The organism is Dyella silvae, from assembly GCF_026421305.1.
GTDB lineage: Bacteria > Pseudomonadota > Gammaproteobacteria > Xanthomonadales > Rhodanobacteraceae > Dyella > Dyella silvae.
The window spans coordinates 252,251-269,634 of sequence record NZ_JAPJBQ010000004.1; the positions used below are offsets into that span (position 1 = coordinate 252,251).

At 63.4% G+C, this 17,384-nt stretch carries 19 protein-coding genes and 1 tRNA gene; 8 read left to right on the top strand and 12 right to left on the bottom strand.

The genetic code is table 11. The features are described from left to right. Nucleotides 1-81: 81 nt before the first annotated feature. Genes OQE56_RS12285 through rpiA form a run of 3 tightly spaced genes read left to right on the top strand, consistent with a single transcriptional unit; the run spans nt 82 to nt 1,832 of the window. A complete protein-coding gene (locus OQE56_RS12285) occupies nt 82-702 on the top strand; it encodes a 5-formyltetrahydrofolate cyclo-ligase (protein ID WP_267224645.1) in 621 nt (206 codons plus the stop codon). Then, nucleotides 699-1,163 carry an EVE domain-containing protein gene (locus OQE56_RS12290; protein WP_267224646.1) on the top strand — a complete coding sequence of 155 codons (465 nt, stop codon included), beginning with the start codon at nt 699-701 and terminating at the stop codon, nt 1,161-1,163. The genes OQE56_RS12285 and OQE56_RS12290 overlap by 4 nt, the downstream gene beginning before the upstream one ends. A gap of 27 nt (nt 1,164-1,190) precedes the next feature. Continuing rightward, nucleotides 1,191-1,832 (top strand): ribose-5-phosphate isomerase RpiA, encoded by a 642-nt coding sequence (rpiA, locus tag OQE56_RS12295; RefSeq protein WP_267224647.1) that lies wholly within the window; start codon nt 1,191-1,193, stop codon nt 1,830-1,832. Between the two features lie 52 nt (nt 1,833-1,884). Here the strand turns inward: rpiA and OQE56_RS12300 are convergent, their stop codons facing one another. Beyond that, nucleotides 1,885-3,537, bottom strand: coding sequence for an MFS transporter (locus OQE56_RS12300; protein WP_267224648.1), 1,653 nt, complete (start codon nt 3,535-3,537; stop codon nt 1,885-1,887). 473 nt (nt 3,538-4,010) lie between these two features. On the opposite strand from OQE56_RS12300, the gene OQE56_RS12305 reads away from it, so the two are divergent. Beyond that, nucleotides 4,011-4,910, top strand: a complete 900-nt coding sequence (locus OQE56_RS12305; protein ID WP_267224649.1) for a GYF domain-containing protein — start codon at nt 4,011-4,013, stop codon at nt 4,908-4,910. A 395-nt stretch (nt 4,911-5,305) separates the two neighbouring features. Here OQE56_RS12305 and OQE56_RS12310 read toward each other — a convergent pair. The 3 genes from OQE56_RS12310 to rplM all read right to left on the bottom strand — a co-directional run bounded on the left by OQE56_RS12310 (nt 5,306) and on the right by rplM (nt 6,279). After that, nucleotides 5,306-5,379: transfer RNA gene (locus OQE56_RS12310), tRNA-Gln, on the bottom strand. Nucleotides 5,380-5,448: 69 nt separating this feature from the next. Next, a complete protein-coding gene (rpsI, locus tag OQE56_RS12315) occupies nt 5,449-5,841 on the bottom strand; it encodes a 30S ribosomal protein S9 (protein ID WP_074546260.1) in 393 nt (130 codons plus the stop codon). Between the two features lie 9 nt (nt 5,842-5,850). Then, nucleotides 5,851-6,279, bottom strand: a complete 429-nt coding sequence (rplM, locus tag OQE56_RS12320; RefSeq protein ID WP_267224651.1) for a 50S ribosomal protein L13 — start codon at nt 6,277-6,279, stop codon at nt 5,851-5,853. Nucleotides 6,280-6,419: 140 nt separating this feature from the next. On the opposite strand from rplM, the gene OQE56_RS12325 reads away from it, so the two are divergent. After that, a complete protein-coding gene (locus OQE56_RS12325) occupies nt 6,420-7,628 on the top strand; it encodes a (Fe-S)-binding protein (protein WP_267224653.1) in 1,209 nt (402 codons plus the stop codon). Further along, the gene (gene coq7 / locus OQE56_RS12330; protein ID WP_267224656.1) at nt 7,625-8,266 is read left to right on the top strand and encodes a 2-polyprenyl-3-methyl-6-methoxy-1,4-benzoquinone monooxygenase; all 642 of its coding nucleotides are present in this window, start codon (nt 7,625-7,627) and stop codon (nt 8,264-8,266) included. Before OQE56_RS12325 ends, coq7 begins: the two co-directional genes overlap by 4 nt. A 107-nt stretch (nt 8,267-8,373) precedes the next feature. Here the strand turns inward: coq7 and speD are convergent, their stop codons facing one another. Continuing rightward, nucleotides 8,374-9,159, bottom strand: a complete 786-nt coding sequence (speD, locus tag OQE56_RS12335) for an adenosylmethionine decarboxylase (RefSeq protein ID WP_019465856.1) — start codon at nt 9,157-9,159, stop codon at nt 8,374-8,376. A 266-nt stretch (nt 9,160-9,425) separates the two neighbouring features. Here speD and crp point away from each other — a divergent pair, with 266 nt between their 5' ends. Further along, entirely contained in the window at nt 9,426-10,133 is a 708-nt protein-coding gene (gene crp / locus OQE56_RS12340) for a cAMP-activated global transcriptional regulator CRP (protein ID WP_425601622.1), read from the top strand. 89 nt (nt 10,134-10,222) lie between these two features. Here the strand turns inward: crp and OQE56_RS12345 are convergent, their stop codons facing one another. The 5 genes from OQE56_RS12345 to OQE56_RS12365 form a co-directional block, all read right to left on the bottom strand. Then, nucleotides 10,223-11,212: a bifunctional helix-turn-helix transcriptional regulator/GNAT family N-acetyltransferase gene (locus OQE56_RS12345; protein WP_267224660.1), complete on the bottom strand. Its 990-nt coding sequence runs from the start codon at nt 11,210-11,212 to the stop codon at nt 10,223-10,225. A gap of 159 nt (nt 11,213-11,371) precedes the next feature. Beyond that, a complete protein-coding gene (locus OQE56_RS12350; protein WP_267224662.1) occupies nt 11,372-12,073 on the bottom strand; it encodes an HAD family hydrolase in 702 nt (233 codons plus the stop codon). Between the two features lie 7 nt (nt 12,074-12,080). Beyond that, on the bottom strand, nt 12,081-12,875 hold the full coding sequence (trpC, locus tag OQE56_RS12355; RefSeq protein ID WP_267224664.1) for an indole-3-glycerol phosphate synthase TrpC: 795 nt from the start codon (nt 12,873-12,875) through the stop codon (nt 12,081-12,083). A 42-nt stretch (nt 12,876-12,917) separates the two neighbouring features. After that, complete coding sequence (gene trpD, locus OQE56_RS12360) at nt 12,918-13,985, bottom strand: anthranilate phosphoribosyltransferase (RefSeq protein WP_267224665.1); 1,068 nt, start codon at nt 13,983-13,985, stop codon at nt 12,918-12,920. After that, a complete protein-coding gene (locus OQE56_RS12365) occupies nt 13,982-14,578 on the bottom strand; it encodes an anthranilate synthase component II (protein ID WP_267224666.1) in 597 nt (198 codons plus the stop codon). The genes trpD and OQE56_RS12365 overlap by 4 nt, the downstream gene beginning before the upstream one ends. 230 nt (nt 14,579-14,808) lie before the next feature. Here OQE56_RS12365 and OQE56_RS12370 point away from each other — a divergent pair, with 230 nt between their 5' ends. Beyond that, nucleotides 14,809-15,396 carry a hypothetical protein gene (locus OQE56_RS12370; protein ID WP_267224668.1) on the top strand — a complete coding sequence of 196 codons (588 nt, stop codon included), beginning with the start codon at nt 14,809-14,811 and terminating at the stop codon, nt 15,394-15,396. 70 nt (nt 15,397-15,466) lie between these two features. Here OQE56_RS12370 and OQE56_RS12375 read toward each other — a convergent pair whose 3' ends face one another. Then, nucleotides 15,467-16,168 carry a L,D-transpeptidase family protein gene (locus tag OQE56_RS12375; RefSeq protein ID WP_425601623.1) on the bottom strand — a complete coding sequence of 234 codons (702 nt, stop codon included), beginning with the start codon at nt 16,166-16,168 and terminating at the stop codon, nt 15,467-15,469. Between the two features lie 103 nt (nt 16,169-16,271). Next, complete coding sequence (locus OQE56_RS12380) at nt 16,272-17,369, bottom strand: dipeptide epimerase (protein WP_267224670.1); 1,098 nt, start codon at nt 17,367-17,369, stop codon at nt 16,272-16,274. Nucleotides 17,370-17,384 lie beyond the last annotated feature (15 nt).

Here is a 17,384-nt window from a genome sequence, read left to right on the forward strand (position 1 = left end):
TCATTCCCTTGTCATGCGGCGCCATCTGGCGCCGCATGTTCAGGGTCGCTCGCAGGGCCCCGTATAGCAGGAGACGCGAACGTGGACGCTACCGCCCAGCGACGCGAACTACGCCGGCAACTGGCTGAACAGCGTCGCCGGCTGACGCCACCGCAGCGCATCGCTGCCGCACAGGGCCTGCGACGCAGTCTCGAGCAGCTACCTGAATACCTTACCGATGCCCGTGTGGCCGGTTATTGGGCCTGCGACGGCGAATTGCCGCTCAATCTCATCATTCCGCCGCTGTCCACGCGGGGTCAGCAGTTTCTGCTGCCGGTCATCGGCCCCAAGCACCACTTGCGTTTCGCGCCATGGCAGGCCGGCGAAGACGTGCAGCCGAACCGTTACGGCATCCCCGAACCGGCGGCGCCGCGCGAGTTGCTGGAGCCGTTTCAGCTTGATCTGGTACTGGTGCCATTGCTGGCCTTCGATCGCCAGGGCAACCGGCTCGGTACCGGTGGTGGGTATTACGATCGCGCCTTTGCGTTCCTCAACGACCAGGTTCGCCCCACGGAGCCGCTGCTCGTAGGGATCGCCTATGCGTTTCAGGAGTTGCCGCAGATTGATGAGGAACCCTGGGACGTACCGCTGGATTTCATCGCTACCGACCGCGAACTGATCGATTGTCACGCCACCGGCGAGGATGGAGAAGCCCACGCATGAGCAAGAACACGCAGTACTGGCTGATGAAGTCCGAACCGGATGCATTCTCCATCGACGACCTCAAGCGTAAAGGCCAGGAAGCCTGGGACGGCGTGCGCAACTATCAGGCGCGCAATTTCATGCGCGACGGCATGCGCGTGGGTGACAAGGTGTTCTTCTACCACTCCAATTGCGATGAGCCCGGCATCGTCGGTATCGCGGAAGTGGCCACCGACGCGTATCCGGATCCCAGCCAGTTCGACCCCAAGAGCAAATACTTCGATGCCGCCAGCTCGCGCGACAACCCGCGCTGGATGCTGGTGGACGTGAAGTTCGTGAAAAAGCTCAAACACACGATTTCGCTGAAGGCGCTGCAGGCCGAACCGGTGCTGGCCGACATGGCGCTGGTGCGCAAGGGCAACCGTTTGTCCGTGATGCCGATAGGCGCCGAGGAATGGCGCCACATCCTGACGATGGAATAACTCTTTCTCCCTTACTGGAACTCACCCATGAGCAACGCCAACGAGAAACGCCTGGCCGGCGAAGCCGCCATCCGCTACGTCGAGGACGGCGCCATTGTCGGCGTCGGCACCGGCTCCACCGTCGCCTACTTCATTGACGCACTGGCCGACCTGAAGGATCGCATCCAGGGCGCCGTATCGAGTTCGGAGCAGTCCACCGCGCAGCTCAAGCGCCTGGGCATTCCGGTGCTCGACCTCAACGCCACGGGCCCGCTTACGCTCTACGTGGATGGCGCCGATGAATGCGATTCGCACAAGCGACTGATCAAGGGCGGCGGCGCTGCGCTGACGCGCGAGAAGATCGTGGCCGAAGCCAGCGAAAAGTTCGTGTGCATCATCGACTCGAGCAAGCAGGTGAACCTGCTGGGCAAATTCCCATTGCCGATCGAAGTGATTCCGATGGCGCGCAGCCTGATCGGTCGCGAAATCGTCAAGCGCGGCGGCAACCCGGTGTGGCGCGACGGCGTGGTGACCGACAACGGCAACTGGATCATCGATGTGCACGGCTGGCAGATCGCCGACCCGGTCGGGCTGGAGAACGATCTCAACCAGATTCCCGGCATTGTTACGGTGGGTCTGTTTGCGCGCCGCCCGGCCGACGTGGTGCTGGTGGGTGACAAGGTGATGTAAGCCTTTCAACGCCCTCTGCTCGCAGGGCAGAGGGCGTTGCGACCACACATCATCAGGTCAGGTCATCCCCGTAGGTGATCGCCTGGTAAGTGACACCCAGGGTGACGTGTGGCAGCTCAGGCCCCTTGTGCAACACCCGCACCTGATCAATCAGCGCCTTATCGGCAATCGTCATGCGGTCGAGCATGCGCAGGTGCTGAATCCAGTTCTCGACCAACAGCACCTCTCGCCATATCTCCTCATCGCGAAGATCGCGAAACAGTCCCCAGTAGCGGCCGCCATTGCGCAAGCGCAGATGGCGCAACGAGTCGGCCAGCGCGACGAATTCCGCCGCATTCTCGGCCGGAATCACGTACTCGATCGACATCTCCACATCGCCTTGCTCATGATTGAACGCCAGCTCGGGTGACGACGGCTTGCCGCGTCTGGCTTGCGCCAACTCGCCCGCGTCGATCTGCGGAAATTGGGCGTGATAGGCCAGGAACGCCCCCGCCGCCATCACGATGGCTGCCGCAAAGATCGCGCCGGATACGCTCATGGTGGCGGCGAGATGACCCCACAAGAACGAGCCGATGGCCAGACCTGCATAAAGTGACGTCTGGTACAACGCCAGCGCGCGCCCCTTCACCCAGTCGGGCACCAGCAATTGCACGTTGGCGTTGTACTCGGTGAGCGCGGCGATCCAGCACGCCCCCGCGACCAGCAGCGCGGGAAACATCACGGCCAACGAGCCGCCATAAGCCAGCAGCGCCAACATCATCGCCATAGTGAACGCCGCGACGCTGATCAGCCGGCTGGAACCCATCCGCCGGCGCAACATCGGCACGGCCATGCTGCCAAGAATCGCGCCGACGCCAATCATGCCCAACATGTAGCCGTACAACGCCGCCGTGCCTCCGGGCCGGTCGCGCGCCACCAAGGGCAGCAAGGCCCAGATCACGCTCGCGGTGAAACCGAACAGGAAAGAGCGCCACATGGCCAGGCGCGTCACTGTCGAATTCCAGGTAAAGCGAATCGCCGCCACGACGCCTTCGCGAATACCCTCCGGTGGCAAGTGGCGCTCCGGAACATCGCGCCGCCAATGCCACAACGCCGCGATCAGGCCGATATAGCTCAGCGTGTTCAGCAGAAACACCCAGCTCGGCGCCAGCACGCTGAGCATGAGGCCGCCCAGCGCTGGCCCGATGGCGCGCGCCGCATTGAAGTTCACGCCATTGAGCAGCACCGCCGAACTCACCATGGGGCGCGGCACCTGCTCGCCTACCGCCGATTGCCAGGCGGGCACGGTGATGGCACTGCCCAGCGAGATCCACAGCACCGCCAGTAGCAGCCAGGTCGGGTCGAGAATCCCCAGAAAGGCAAGCCCGGTGAGAAACAGGGCGCCAGCCATCTCCACCACCTGCCCCACCAGCATGATCTTTCGTTTGTCGTAGTTGTCTGCCAGCACCCCGGTGGCAATCGAGAGCAGCACCAGCGGCGCCGTCGAAGCCACCTGCACCATGGCCACCATGATCGGACCCGCATTGGACGCGGTGATCACCCACGCCACAGCCACCGACTGTGCCCAGGTGCCGAGATTGCCAACCAGGTTGGCGGCCCAGATCTGCCGGAATACCGGCACCGTCAACGGCGCGAGTACGCCGGATTCCCGCGGCTCAGCCGGCCTGGGAGCAACATCGACCTCGGGCGTAGTGGACTGGAGCATCAGCGGCCCACGGGCAAGCCGGCAGCACCGGCATGCTGCCAAGGGTCGGTGGTCACCTGTCCTTGGGCTGTGAATATCGATTCGTCAGGCGCCTACAACGCGGCGGCCTCCACGCCGCCGGACGCAACGGGGTCTCTTGTATTTGTGACCAACTTGTCCTGCTGCCTGTGCGCCATTAGGCTCTTTCCCGGGGACCAGGAGCGGTAGATGGAATGTATCGCTTGCCCGCCTGACTCCGGCGCGCCCGGCAGCAGGCGGCATCAGCATCGTGAACGCACCAGCGTATGCGCTCAACCTGCGCAGGCGTCGCTTTGTTTGCGGGTTTCGGCCCGCTCGTCTCACGCTGCGCCCTTCGTGCCTCGCTCGCAGACTCGTCTTGTCGGTGGCGGCACGCGCTTCGCACGCACTCATTTCATCGCCTGCTCAGCAGCAGGCATTCGTAAACAGTGACTCCAAACAGGAAGGGGCTCGACATGACCAACGGCGAGAAAGTATGGATAGCGGAGAACGGCCAGAAGAGTGGCCCGTTCCTCGAAGAGGATGTGCGCCGCTGGATGGCCGAAGGCCGCTATGGGCCCGATACGCTCGCCTGGCGCAAGGGCATGCCGGAGTGGGTACCGCTGTACTCGCTGTTCCCGGAAAGCGCCGCGACACCACCGTCACCTCCGCCACCGAAAGCCACGGCGAGCGCCCCTGCCGTATTCGCTGCCGAAGATCGCCCGGGCGCAACCTACAGCTATGACGAGCGTGCGCCTGCACCGGCTTTTTCGCGTGCTGAGTATGCACCGCACGACGACTACGACTCGGACACAGCGAACCGTCGTGACCTGCCTGCGCCGCCATCCCTGCACTGGGGGCTGGTGCTGCTGTTCACCATCCTCACCTTCGGCATCTTCGCCATCGTCTGGCCATTCATCCAGGCCAACTGGGTGCGCAAGATCGACGGTGACAGCAAGGCCACCATGATGCTGGCTGGCGCACTGGGCTGCCTCTTCGTTGGTGAGGTGTTCTCGGCGGGCAACCGGGGATCCTTGCTCGGCGGCTTGCTGACACTGGCGTATTTGGTGCTATGGCTTGTCGCGTACTTTTCGATGGCCGACTCCATCAAGCGCAAGCTCGCCGATTACAGCCTGCCGGTGGAGATTGGCGGCGTGACGCTGTTCTTCTTCAACACGTATTACCTGCAAGGGCAGCTGAGCTGGATTTCGCGCTGGAAGAACACGGGGTCTAGCAACCCGAAGGCGCCGAAGGGCGTGTTTTATCTTCTTTTCATCATTCCCTTTATGCTCGCGATACTGGCTGCGATCGCTATTCCGTCGTATCAGCAGTATGTGAAGCGAGCTCATGCGATTGAGGCGCAGCAGGGGGAGTAGTTGGGGCGCTTTGCGTTGATTGATGGAAGACGAAAGCCCGCCTTATGGCGGGCTTTTTTTGTGGGCCTGGCTCAGCGCTTCTGGATGGGTCGCGCGGGTGGGCTAACGTTGTTGACGTTTATCAGGTTGGGAAAGTGATGCACTTAGTAGGTGCGTCTTCGTGCTTGCTTTCCTTGCTGAAAACAAAAGCAGCCTTGTTAGGGCGAGCCTTCTTTTCGTGCAGGGTGGGATTGTTCGCCCCATCCATGGGGCTCACCCCTCCGCGCTGCGCGCTACGGGGCCAGCGCGTTGCGCTGTCCAAATTTGTTCCAGACAAATTTGTCGAACGAGGTTCGCCTCCCGAACCCTCCCAACGAAAAACAAAAAGCCCGCCGTAAAGGCGGGCTTTTTGTTTTTGGCTGGGAGACTAGGATTCGAACCTAGATAAACGGAGTCAGAGTCCGTTGTCCTACCGTTAGACGATCTCCCAATACCCTGCTGAGCGGTGCGCTCTGACTTGATGCACCGGTCAGTCGAAGTGCCTGCTCTCCGAAGAGAATTAGCGCTTCGAGAACTGGGTGGCGCGACGAGCCTTGTGGAGACCGACCTTCTTACGCTCGACTTCACGAGCATCGCGGGTCACAAAGCCAGCCTTGCGCAGCTGGGACTTCAGGCTTTCGTCGTACTCGATCAGCGCGCGAGCGATACCGAGACGGATCGCGCCGGCCTGGCCGGTGATGCCGCCACCAGCGACGGTGACGTTCACGTCAAACTTGTCGGTCGCTTCGATCAGTTCGAGCGGCTGACGCACGATCATGCGGGACGTCTCACGACCGAAGAACTGGTCGAGGGTCTTGCCGTTGACGGTGATCGCGCCGGTGCCCTTGCGAAGGAACACGCGAGCGGCGGAGGTCTTGCGGCGGCCGGTGCCGTAGTTCTGCTGGATCGCCATAATGATTCCTTAGATTTCCAGCGCCTGCGGCTGCTGAGCGGTATGCGGATGTTCGGCACCGCCGTACACCTTGAGCTTGCGGTACATCGCGCGGCCGAGCGGATTCTTCGGCAGCATGCCCTTGACGGCGATTTCGATGACGCGCTCCGGATGCGAGGCCAGCATGTCCTTCAGACTCGTGGTCTTCAGGTTGCCGACGTAGCCGGTGAAGCGGTGGTACATCTTGTCGTCCAGCTTGGCACCCGTGACGGCAACCTTCTCGGCGTTGACAACGACGATGTAATCGCCCGTGTCGACGTGCGGAGTGAATTCCGGCTTGTGCTTGCCGCGCAGACGGCGGGCGATCTCGGTCGAGAGACGACCGAGCGTCTTGTCCGTGGCGTCAATCACGAACCAATCGCGCTTGACGCTTTCCGGCTTGGCGCTGAACGTTTTCATTTCAGAATACCTAGTCTGCCGCCTCAAGGGCGGTTCACGTAATCGGTGGAACAAAGGCGCGAGATGATAACGGAGTTTTCATCAATCGCGCAAGCCCACCGACCGGTGGGATGCGAGCTGGCAATGATAGCATGATCAGCATGGCGCTTGAAAAGCCCCCCACTACTCTTAAACAGAGCATCAGCACGCTGGCTGACCAGTGCGTGCAGTGCGGCCTGTGCCTGCCGGTATGCCCTACCTATGCACTGGATGGCAACGAGGCGGAGTCCCCACGAGGCCGCATCGCGATTGCCGCCGCCCTGGCGCGCGGGGATGCGGAGCCCACGGCGGCTCTGCGCATCCACCTCGATCACTGCCTGGGCTGCCTCAACTGCGAGCGGGTATGCCCGGCCCACGTGAAATACGGTGAGTTGCTGGTGGAAACCCGCGCACTGATCGGCCCGATGGCCCATCGCCCACGCGCGCTGCTCGCCATGCTGAAACAGCCAACGCTGCTCAGGCTCGCGACCCGTATCGGTGGCGCCGTGGGGCTGGCTCGCTGGAAGGCGCGACTAAGCGCTCGCCTGCCGGCAGATTCGGCGTGGCGATCAGCACTGGAAACACTGCCCGCCGTCGCTGACCAAACACCGCCACAGGCAGCGGCAAACGCGCCATCAGACGCACCGGTCGTAGCGCTGTTTCCCGGTTGCGTGGCGAGCGTGGAAGACGCTGCCGCTGAAGCAGCCGCCACGGCATTGCTGCGCGCCGCGGGTTATCAGGTCACCCGCTTGCCGGCGTTCTGCTGTGGCGCGATGGATCTGCATGGCGGTGAGCTACAGGCCGCTGATCGACTGGCTGAGCGGGTACGCGAGACCTGGATGGCGTCCGGTGCAACGCAGCTGGTGACCGTCACTCCCGGCTGTCTGGGCACCTTGCGCCGCGCGCTGCCCGACGTCACCGTCACTGACCCGATTACTCTGCTTGCCGCGCGAGCCGACCGACTGAGCTTCCGTCCGCTTGCGCGGCGTGTGGCGCTGCATGTGCCGTGCACGCAGCTCAATGTGGCGCGCAATGAGAACGCGCTGCAAAACTTGCTGCGCAAAGTTCCGGAGCTTGAGGTGGCGAGAATACCGGCCCCGCCCCACTGCTGCGGAGCAGCGGGTTCGCACATGCTGGAGTTTCCCGAGCGCGCCGCTCGCCTGCGCGAAGGTGTGCTGGGACAGATCGCCATCTTGGCGCCACAGCAAGTGTTGTCGTCCAATATCGGTTGCCGCCTGCACCTGACCGCGGGCATGGATGCCGAAGGCCAGCGCTGGCCGGCCATGCATCCGCTGACGTTGCTGGCGCAGCAACTGGAGATATCGCCATGAATGCACGCACGCTTTCCCCGCTTGACCGCCTGCTGGCTGGCATCGAACGCGCCCTGGAAACCGTGGCCGGCGCCCCTGAGGCGGCTCGCCCTTCGCCTGCCGACGCTTTCGAAGAGGCCGAACTGGACGACGCCGAACGCCGCCACGCGGCCGGACTCATGCGTATCAACCACACCGGTGAAGTCTGCGCACAGGCGCTTTATGACGGCCAGGCCGCTCTGGCACGCAACGAAGCCAACCGCGCGCACCTGCTGCATGCCGCCGCCGAGGAAACCGACCACCTCGCCTGGTGCACCGAGCGCCTGAGGGAGCTGGACAGCCGCCCCAGCCTGCTCAATCCGCTGTGGTACGCCGGCAGCTACGCCATCGGCGCCATCGCCGCGATGGCCGGCGATGCGGTGAGCCTGGGTTTTGTGGTGGAGACAGAGCGGCAGGTGGAAGCCCATCTCGAAGAGCATCTGGACAAGCTGCCGCCACAAGATGAGCGCTCCCGCGCCGTGCTGACCCAGATGCAGGCAGATGAGATTCGCCATGCGCATGACGCGCGTGAGCGTGGGGGCATTGATTTGCCGTTCCCCGTCCCTGGCGTGATGCATTTGACGTCAATGGTGATGAAGGCTGTGGCTTATCGGGTTTAAAAGCCCGGATTGTCATGCTTTCGCGAGCACCCGTCCCTCACCCCAACCCTCTCCCCGGAGGGGAGAGGGAGTAAAGAAAAAAAACCCGCCTTTCGGCGGGTTTTTCGTTACATCAGGTTGCGGCCATGGAAGAGCTCTTCGATCTCGCGGCGCAGCAGCGATTCGATGCGCTGGCGCTCCTTGAACGAGAGGTCGTCGGCATGCGCCTCGAAGAGGTACGTATCAAGGTCGAAGTCCTTGATGTGCATCTTCGTGTGGAACATGTTCTCCTGATACACGTTCACGTCGAACATCTCGTACTTCTGACGGATGTGCTTGGCCAGGTAGTCCTGCACCGAGTTGATCTTGTGGTCGATGAAGTGCTTCTTGCCCTTCACGTCGCGGGTGAAGCCGCGCACGCGGTAGTCGGCAATGACGATGTCTGACTCGAAGCTGTCGATCAGGTAGTTCAGGGCCTTCAGCGGCGAGATGACGCCGCAGGTGGCCACGTCGATGTCCGCGCGGAAGGTCGCAATGCCGTTGTGCGGGTGCGTTTCCGGGTAGGTGTGGACGGTAATGTGGCTCTTGTCCAGGTGCGCCACCACGGCATCGGAGATGGTGTCGCGGCCGAGCTTCTCCACCACGGGCTCCTCGGAGATGAGGATCGTGACGGAAGCGCCTTGCGGATCGTAATCCTGGCGTGCGATGTTGAGGATGTTGGCACCGATGATCTCAGCCACGTCCGTCAGGATCTGGGTGAGGCGATCGGCGTCGTACTGCTCATCGATGTACTCGATGTAGCGTTGGCGCTGTTCTTCAGACACTGCATAGCAAATGTCGTAGATGTTGAAGCTCAGAGCCTTAGTCAAATTGTTGAAGCCCTGCAGACGCAGGCGCGGAAGCGGTTTCACCACAGCGACTCTCCAGGCCGGGAAGGGGCCAGCAGCAGAGGGCGGGTTAGCTACAAGGGTCCCCGCTAGATAATTGAACGTGAAAGCGGGAAGCTTCCACGACCCTTGTGACCGGAGCGCGACAAAGGGATCGCGTCGGAAAGACCGTGAAGTATGCGGCAAAAAAAGGGAAAACTGAACCTTCGGCTGATTAGGTTACTTTGCCATAATGCCCGGAGGGGGGAATGGATTGGACTATCGGGGGACGCTTGCGGCCCCCGTTTGAATCTATGGGATCTAACGTGGCGCAACTCAAATATCAGCTACAACAAGCCTTTGAACGTTCTCAGGCGCCAGCCAACTTTGCACCGGATCCGGCCTCGATGGAGCGCTTTCTGGCGCTTTGCCATCGCCGGCGCTACCCGGGCAAGACCGCAATCATCCGTCCGGGCGATCCCGCAAACACGCTTTATTACATCGTGGACGGCTCGCTGGCCGTTTGCACCGAAGATGAACAGGGTCGCGAGCTGATCCTGGCCTACCTCAGCCGTGGCCAGTTCATCGGCGAGATGGGCCTGTTCGTGGAGCAAGCCCAGCGCGAGTCCATGGTGCGCACCCGCACCGCCTGCGAAATGGCCGAAATCAGCTACGAGCGCCTGTTCCAGCTGATGGAAGGCCCGCTGCGCGAGGAATGCCCGAAGATCCTGTTTGCGATCGGCTCCCAGCTGACCCACCGTCTGCTGCGCACCTCGCGCCAGGTCAGCCGCATGGCGTTCATGGATGTGACCAACCGCATCTCCAAGACGCTGCTGGACCTGTGCCAGGAGCCAGATGCGATGACCCATCCGGACGGCACCCAGATCCGCATTTCCCGTCAGGAAGTGAGCCGTATCGTGGGTTGTTCCCGCGAAATGGTCGGCCGCGTGCTCAAGCAGCTCGAAGAGCAGCGCATGATCGATGTGGCGGGCAAGACCATCGTGGTGCGCGGCACCCGCTGAGCTCACCCGGCCACTGACACCACCACCTGTCGCGTCATCCCGGTCATGGCCGGGATGACGCCTCGGGCACTCCGGGCGGTGGCGCCTCGTCAGCCCTTGGCGGCACTGGCCCGTGCCATCTCGACTTTTTCCGGCCGGTAGACCATGTACACATCCGCCCGCTCGTAATGCGATCCGGGGCGGACCGACGGCTGCAACACAAAGCCCACTTGCTCGTACATGCGCAGCGCTGTCTTGAGACGGCTATTGGATTCGAGGAACAGTTCCTTGCCGTCGCGCCGGTGAAACTCGTCGATGGCCGCCGCCAGCAGGCTGCGGCCGGCACCCATGCCGCGAAAGGTTTCATCCACGCCCATCTTGGATAGCTCGTAAACGCCCCGCGACTCCTGCAGCAGAGCGCAGGTGCCAATCACCTCGCCGCCAAGCTGCGCGAAGAAGATGGCACCGCCCGGCCCCAGCACATATCGCTCCGGGTCGCCCAGCAGCTCGCGATCAATGTCCTCGATACGGAAATGCCGCTCCAGCCACTGCGCATTGAGGCGGTAAAAGTGGTCCTTCAACGCGGGCTCGTACGGCACGACTTCGAGCCTGGCGGACGTCAACGCGGCGTGCTCGGCGAGCATGGCGTTGACCACCGGACGATCTTCCAGGGCTTGCTCCGTCGCGGCCAGGGCCTCGAGCAAGTGGGCGAGTCCTTCTTCTCCCAGCGAGGCCCGAATGCCGCGGCGAACGGCCACCCAGATCGGGCCCAGCGCCGACACGGCGGTCCGCCCCTTGTCGGTCAGCACGAGCAGGCTGCGGCGGCCGTCCTGCACGTCCTTCTTGCGCCGCACCAGACCCGCGTCAACCAGTTTGTCGGCCAGCTGGCTGACCGCCGAATGGGTCTGGCCAATGGCCGCCGCTACATCGCTGACGGTGGTCTCACCGTGCTCCCACAGGAACCGCAGCACCGGAAACCAGCGCGATTCCACGCCAGCGCCGCACGAACGATAGACCTCGTCCACTGCGGCGTAGAAGTGATCACTGAGCGACTTGAGCCGACTGCCAAGCGCCAATTGGGCGAGCGAAGGAAGATACATGGACTACCCCAAATACATGTAAGCACTAACGCAACTTCACCACGCGAGGCGAGACCGGCCACCTACCCAAAAGCTGTAAGTGCGCCCTGAGTGCAAAAAAGCCGGCACGCCGCCGCGGTCGCCCGCAGCGTGCTCTTCCGATCAGAGACGAGAGTCGGGCTAGAACCAGTCGACGCGGGTGATCGTTCGCCCCAGCGCCTTTTCCAGCTTTTTGCACAGCTTGGGCGTGCCATTGACCAGCACAGCTTCCGCCGCAGGCTTCAGCATGGGGGCATCGACCAGTGAATCGCTATAGGCCACATGCCACTCCCCAACACCGGCGGCAGCCAGCCGGGCGGGTTTGCGCCGGCCCACGTTGTGCTGTTTCACGCGCATGCCCAGCAGGCCCGGCCGCAGTTGCGAGGCCAGTACTTCGATATCAGCGAGACCCAGCTGCGCCAGGATGTGGCTCACCAGCACGTGCTCGCAGCCGGTGACCACGATGACGCGATCACCCTCCGCCTGATGGCGGCGCAGGACGTTCAGCCCATCGCGGCAGAATTGCCTGGGACGGCGCACCAGACTGGCCGCAAACGCCTCGGTAACCGTTTTGTAGCTGCGCTCGTTCAGTCCCAACAACCCCACATGCACGAGCGAGCGCCCCGCCAGCTTGCGCGAGAACGGCGCCATCAGCGCCACCCAGGGCAGCGCCAGCACGGCCGCCAGCTTGCGCAGCACCGAACGCTGAAACTGGTGGCGCATGAACAGGTAAAACGCATCGCCGTGGATCAACACGCCGTCGAAATCGAACAGCACGGTGCGCGGCGCAGAAACGGCGGCTTCCGCCACCTGCGGCGTGGAACAGATTTCCCCTGTGGACATAAGCGGCTTATCGGGTGGCGAACAAACGCTTGAGCTCGGTGCCCGGATCGTCGGCGCGCATGAATGCCTCGCCCACCAGGAACGCGTTGATACCGGCATCGCGCAGCGTGGCCACGTCGTCCGGTGTATGGATGCCGGACTCGCTGACCAGGATGCGGTCGTACTCCATCAGTTGCTGCAGCTCGATGGAGGTCTCGATCGCCGTATGGAAGGTGCGCAGGTTGCGGTTATTCACGCCGATCAACGGCACCGGCAACGCAAGCGCACGTTCCAATTCCTCGGCATCGTGCACTTCGCACAACACATCCAGATCGAGCTCAGCCGCCAGCAGGGACAGCTCCAGCAGCGCTGCATCGCTCAGTGCCGCGACAATCAGCAGGATGCAGTCCGCACCGATCACGCGCGCTTCGTACACCTGGTAGGGGTCGATCACGAAATCCTTGCGCAGCACCGGCAACGAACAGGCGTCGCGTGCCTGCTGCAGAAAATCTTCGCTGCCGTGGAAGAAATCCTTGTCGGTGAGCACGGAGAGGCATGCCGCCCCGCCCTTCTCATAGCTGCGAGCAATCGCCGCCGGATCGAAGTCGTGGCGGATCACGCCCTTGCTCGGGCTGGCGCGCTTCACTTCGGCAATGACGGCAGGCAGACCTGCATCGACCTTAGCCTCGATGGCGGCGGCGAAGCCACGGGTTTCCGGCAGATCCGCCACGCGCGCGGACAACTCGGCCAGCGGCAACCTGGCGCTACGTTCGGCCACTTCTTCGGTTTTGCGAGTGAGGATGCGTTGGAGAATGTCGGTCATGACGAAAGCTTGCGGGGATGGGGGATGAAGAGGGCGTGAGCGTCAAACCGCTCCGCCCAGCCGCCGCGTGGTGGCGACGAAGGCGTCCATTTTTGCACGGGCCGCGCCACTGGCAATGGTTGATCGCGCAAGCTCGATGCCTGCCGCGATGGAATCCACCACATTGGCCGCGTACAGCGCCGCACCCGCATTGAGACAGACGATATCGTGCGGCACGCCACGGCGGCCTTCCAGCGCCTCCAACAGCATGGCTCGCGACTCTTCGGCATTTTCCACACGAAGATTGCGGCTTGAGGCCATGGCCAGACCAAAATCTTCCGGCTCGACTTCGTACTCGTGCACTTCGCCGTCACGCAGCTCGCCGACCAGCGTGGCCGCGCCCAGCGAGATCTCATCCATGCCGTCGCGCCCCCACACCACCAGTGCATGCTTCGCGCCAAGCTGCTGCAGCACGCGCACCTGGATACCAACCAGATCGGGATGGAACACACCCATCAGGATATTGGGCGCGCCCGCCGGATTGGTCAGCGGACCGAGAATATTGAACAGCGTGCGCACTCCCATTTCCTTGCGCACGGGCACCACCACCTTCATCGCAGGATGATGGTTGGGCGCAAACATGAAACCGATGCCGCATGCCTCCATGCACTCCGCCACCCGCGCAGGCGGCAGGTCGATAACGGCACCCAGTGCTTCCAGCACATCGGCGCTGCCCGACTTGGACGACACGCTGCGCCCGCCATGCTTCGCAATGCGGGCCCCGGCGGCAGCGGCCACGAACATCGATGCCGTGGAAATATTGAAACTCGACGCGCCATCGCCACCGGTGCCCACGATATCCACGAAGTGTTCGTGCGGCGGCAGCTCCACCTTGGCGGAAAGCTCGCGCATGACACGCGCGGCGCCCGTGATTTCGCCGACGGTTTCCTTCTTCACGCGAAGGCCGGTAATGATCGCCGCCGTCATCAGCGGGCTCACTTCGCCGCGCATGATCTGACGCATCAGCTCGATCATTTCGTCGTGGAAGATCTCGCGATGCTCGATCGTGCGCTGCAGAGCTTCCTGCGGCGTGATGGTGACGCGACGGCCGACGGTCCCTGCGCCGTTCATGCCGCGAGCTTCAGCGGCAGGCCGAGGAAATTACGCAGCAGGTCGTGACCGTACTGCGTGAGGATCGACTCCGGATGGAACTGCACGCCTTCCACGTTCAGGGTTTTGTGGCGCAAGCCCATGATTTCGTCGATGGAGCCGTCGGGGTTCTCCGTCCACGCGGTGACTTCCAGGCAATCGGGCAGCGACGCCTGCTCCACCACCAGCGAGTGGTAGCGCGTAGCGTCAAACGGATCCGGCAGGCCGGCGAACACGCCCTTGCCACGGTGGCGCACCGGCGACGTCTTGCCATGCATGATCTGCTTCGCGCGGATCACCTTGCCACCAAACACCTGGCCGATCGCCTGATGCCCGAGGCACACGCCGAAAACAGGAATTTCGCCAGACAGTTCGCGCAGTACATCCAGCGAGACACCGGCATCGTCCGGCGTACCGGGGCCCGGCGAAATCATGATGTGCGACGGCTTCAGCGCCCGAATGCCAGCCACGTCCACCGCGTCATTACGCACCACCTTCACCGCCTGCCCCAGTTCGCCCAGGTACTGCACGAGGTTAAAGGTGAAGCTGTCGTAGTTGTCGATCATCAAAAGCATGGGCATGCCAACCGGTTGATTGCTCGTCGAAGGAACGGCGGGGACGCGGCGCGTCGGGGGATGATCGCCGGTCCCGCGGGGCCCGCAAAACGCGGTACCAAGGGGTGCATTGTGCTCAAACCAGCGCCGCACTGCAGCAACGGCGTGTTCCGCCGCTCCGGGCCGCCCCCGGCGTGCTATACCGGGCGCGGGCTAGCACTCCCACAGCCGGGCGGATCGAGGCGCGGTTTATGAAGGTCGCCATCGGGTTCAAGGCACATTCGGGCTGGGCCGCGACGGTCGCCGTCGGGTTGCAGGACGAACATCTGCAACTGGTGGATCGGCGCCGGCTGCCCCTGGTGGATGCGCGCACCGCCCCCTGGGCGCGGCAGCCCTATCACGCGGCCGAAGGCATGGCGCCCGCCCGCGCACAGGCGATGGTGCAACGGGGTATCGAGGCAGCGCGGCACGCGTCGGCCAGAGTCGTCGCCGCATGGCTGCAGGAGCTGCTCGAGGCGGGCCACGATGTCACCGGCGGCGCGGTACTTACCGCTTCGCCCATGCCGGCCTGGACGACTGAGCAGATTCTCGCCGTGCATATCCGCATGCATCAGGCCGAAGGCCACCTCTTTCCGGATGCCGTCGCCGCCGCAGTGGCCGCCTGTGGACTGCCGCTGGGCCTGATACCCGAGCGCGAACTGGACCAGCTGGCACCTTCTGCCTGCCCGTGGATGGCCGACATCACCGCGCTGGGCAAGTGGGCGGGACCGCCCTGGGGTGCCGACCAGAAGCACGCCACGATAGCTGCCCTGGTGCTGTTCGGCTCACGCCTGCATTAGAGCCTGCTCCATGTGTCCACGTAGCCGGCGCCGATGACCATGACGTCGGCCTACATCATCCCGCTGATGGTCACGGCTCCAGCGCCGGCAAGTGCCACGTCGCGCGCAAGCGTGTGTATTCGTTTTGCGGCAGAAGGACGAATACCGGTTGATCCTCAGGCTTCAGCCACGCCAGCAACTGACGCATGGCGGCTTCCGGCATGGCCGTGCAGCCAGCGGTGGCATCGCCCGGCGAACGCCACACGTGGGCAAAAATGCAGCTGCCCGCACCCGCACGCCCTTGCGCATTGTGTTCGATCACAAAACCGACCGTGTACAACGCATCGCCATTCAGATGCAGATCGCGCCGCATCGGCTCACTGGATCCCGCCACGGCCTGCTCGCCGACCTGCCGCGCATCGACGATGCGGTTGTAGTAGGGCGAGCCGCTGACATCCATGCAGTAATCAGACACCTGCAGGGCGCGGTAAGGCATGCGCGTGTCCGCGCTCGCGGCGTAACCGAAGGTCTCGCCAATGCGATACACGCCAGCGGCGCTGCGGCCGTCGCCTTCTTGTTTCTGCGGCCCCACGGCTTGCGGCGCATTGAGCCCCAGCCCCCAGGCAGCGCCGGCGTGACCGATGGTCACCGGCTGCGCATCGGCTGCGGGCTGCCAGCCTCCCTGTCGGCGTTCGTACGCGCGGAGCGTGCCGTGATCGGCGTTCCAGTCGGGTGTCACCACCAGCACCATCTGACGGGAGGTGCGCCAGGCAGCAGCATCGTCGGCAGCCACGGCGCCTCCTCCGGCAAGCATCGCTGCGGCCGCCAGGCACCACCGCAATGCCAGACGCCACGGCGCCCCAGACTCCCATCCCATCTTCGCAAGCAGAGACATATCAGTCGCTCAACTTCTCCACGCCGCGTACGTGACGAATGCCCAGACCGGGCGCATCAACCAGCGCGATCTGCGGACCCTGAAACATCACCCCACCTTCGACTGGGTTGTACTGGCACAGCGACGGCCCGTCCAGATCGACCTTGGTGATCACCGTCGGCCGGGCAGCCGCCACATGGGCGGCTGCCGCCACGCTGATACTGCTTTCCAGCATGCAACCGATCATGCAGGTCATGCCGTGCTCGGCAGCGATATCAGCGATACGCAGCGCCCCGGAGATACCGCCTGCTTTCATCAGCTTGATGTTGATGATGTTCGCCGCGCCACGGCGAATCACCTCAAGCGCGTCAGCGGGACTGAACACGCTTTCGTCCGCGACCACCGGCGTACTCACCCTCGCCGTGACATAGCACATGCCATCAAGGTCACGGGCCGGCACGGGTTGCTCGACCAGCTCAGGATGCACGCCCGCGCTTTCGAGCGTGCTCAGAACACGCACGGTTTGCTCCGCCGTCCATCCCTGATTGGCATCCAGACGCAACGCGATACCGCTGCCCACGGCCGCATGAATGGCCATGACGCGCTCAACGTCGAGTCGCGCGTCTTTGCCGAGTTTGATCTTGAGTGCGCGATAACCCTGCGCCACCGCCTGAATGGCGTCCGCCACCATGGTGTCCACGTCGTTCACGCTGATCGTGACGTCGGTGGTGATGACCGCCAGATCGCCGCCCAGCTTTTGACAGAGCGGCACCTGATGCAGTTGCGCCCACAGATCAAAAATGGCGATCTCCATCGCCGCCTTGGCGCTAGTATTCCCGGCCAAAGCGCCCTGAATCAGGTGCACCAAACGGTCGATATCCGCCACCTCCTCTCCGATAACTACCGGCGCGATGTCAGCACGAATCGCGCGGATGATGGTGGCGTGCGTATCGCCCGTAATCGCTGCCGTGGGCGGCGCCTCGCCATATCCCACGTGACCGGTGTCGGTTTGCACCCTGACGACGATATCTTCGACTTGCTCAACGGTGCGCAGCGCCGTGCGAAACGGCGTCTTCAGCGGCACGCGCAACATGCCGAGCTCGATCTTTGTGATTCGCACGAATCGCGCCGCCGG

Bases quoted from the DNA above. Each gene is read 5' to 3' on its own strand.
- OQE56_RS12290 (WP_267224646.1), top strand. From the start codon at position 699: ATGAGCAAGAACACGCAGTACTGGCTGATGAAGTCCGAACCGGATGCA.
- rpiA (WP_267224647.1), top strand. From the start codon at position 1,191: ATGAGCAACGCCAACGAGAAACGCCTGGCCGGCGAAGCCGCCATCCGC.
- OQE56_RS12300 (WP_267224648.1), bottom strand. From the start codon at position 3,537: ATGCTCCAGTCCACTACGCCCGAGGTCGATGTTGCTCCCAGGCCGGCT.
- OQE56_RS12305 (WP_267224649.1), top strand. From the start codon at position 4,011: ATGACCAACGGCGAGAAAGTATGGATAGCGGAGAACGGCCAGAAGAGT.
- rpsI (WP_074546260.1), bottom strand. From the start codon at position 5,841: ATGGCGATCCAGCAGAACTACGGCACCGGCCGCCGCAAGACCTCCGCC.
- rplM (WP_267224651.1), bottom strand. From the start codon at position 6,279: ATGAAAACGTTCAGCGCCAAGCCGGAAAGCGTCAAGCGCGATTGGTTC.
- OQE56_RS12325 (WP_267224653.1), top strand. From the start codon at position 6,420: ATGGCGCTTGAAAAGCCCCCCACTACTCTTAAACAGAGCATCAGCACG.
- coq7 (WP_267224656.1), top strand. From the start codon at position 7,625: ATGAATGCACGCACGCTTTCCCCGCTTGACCGCCTGCTGGCTGGCATC.
- crp (WP_425601622.1), top strand. From the start codon at position 9,426: ATGGGATCTAACGTGGCGCAACTCAAATATCAGCTACAACAAGCCTTT.
- OQE56_RS12345 (WP_267224660.1), bottom strand. From the start codon at position 11,212: ATGTATCTTCCTTCGCTCGCCCAATTGGCGCTTGGCAGTCGGCTCAAG.
- OQE56_RS12350 (WP_267224662.1), bottom strand. From the start codon at position 12,073: ATGTCCACAGGGGAAATCTGTTCCACGCCGCAGGTGGCGGAAGCCGCC.
- trpC (WP_267224664.1), bottom strand. From the start codon at position 12,875: ATGACCGACATTCTCCAACGCATCCTCACTCGCAAAACCGAAGAAGTG.
- trpD (WP_267224665.1), bottom strand. From the start codon at position 13,985: ATGAACGGCGCAGGGACCGTCGGCCGTCGCGTCACCATCACGCCGCAG.
- OQE56_RS12365 (WP_267224666.1), bottom strand. From the start codon at position 14,578: ATGCTTTTGATGATCGACAACTACGACAGCTTCACCTTTAACCTCGTG.
- OQE56_RS12370 (WP_267224668.1), top strand. From the start codon at position 14,809: ATGAAGGTCGCCATCGGGTTCAAGGCACATTCGGGCTGGGCCGCGACG.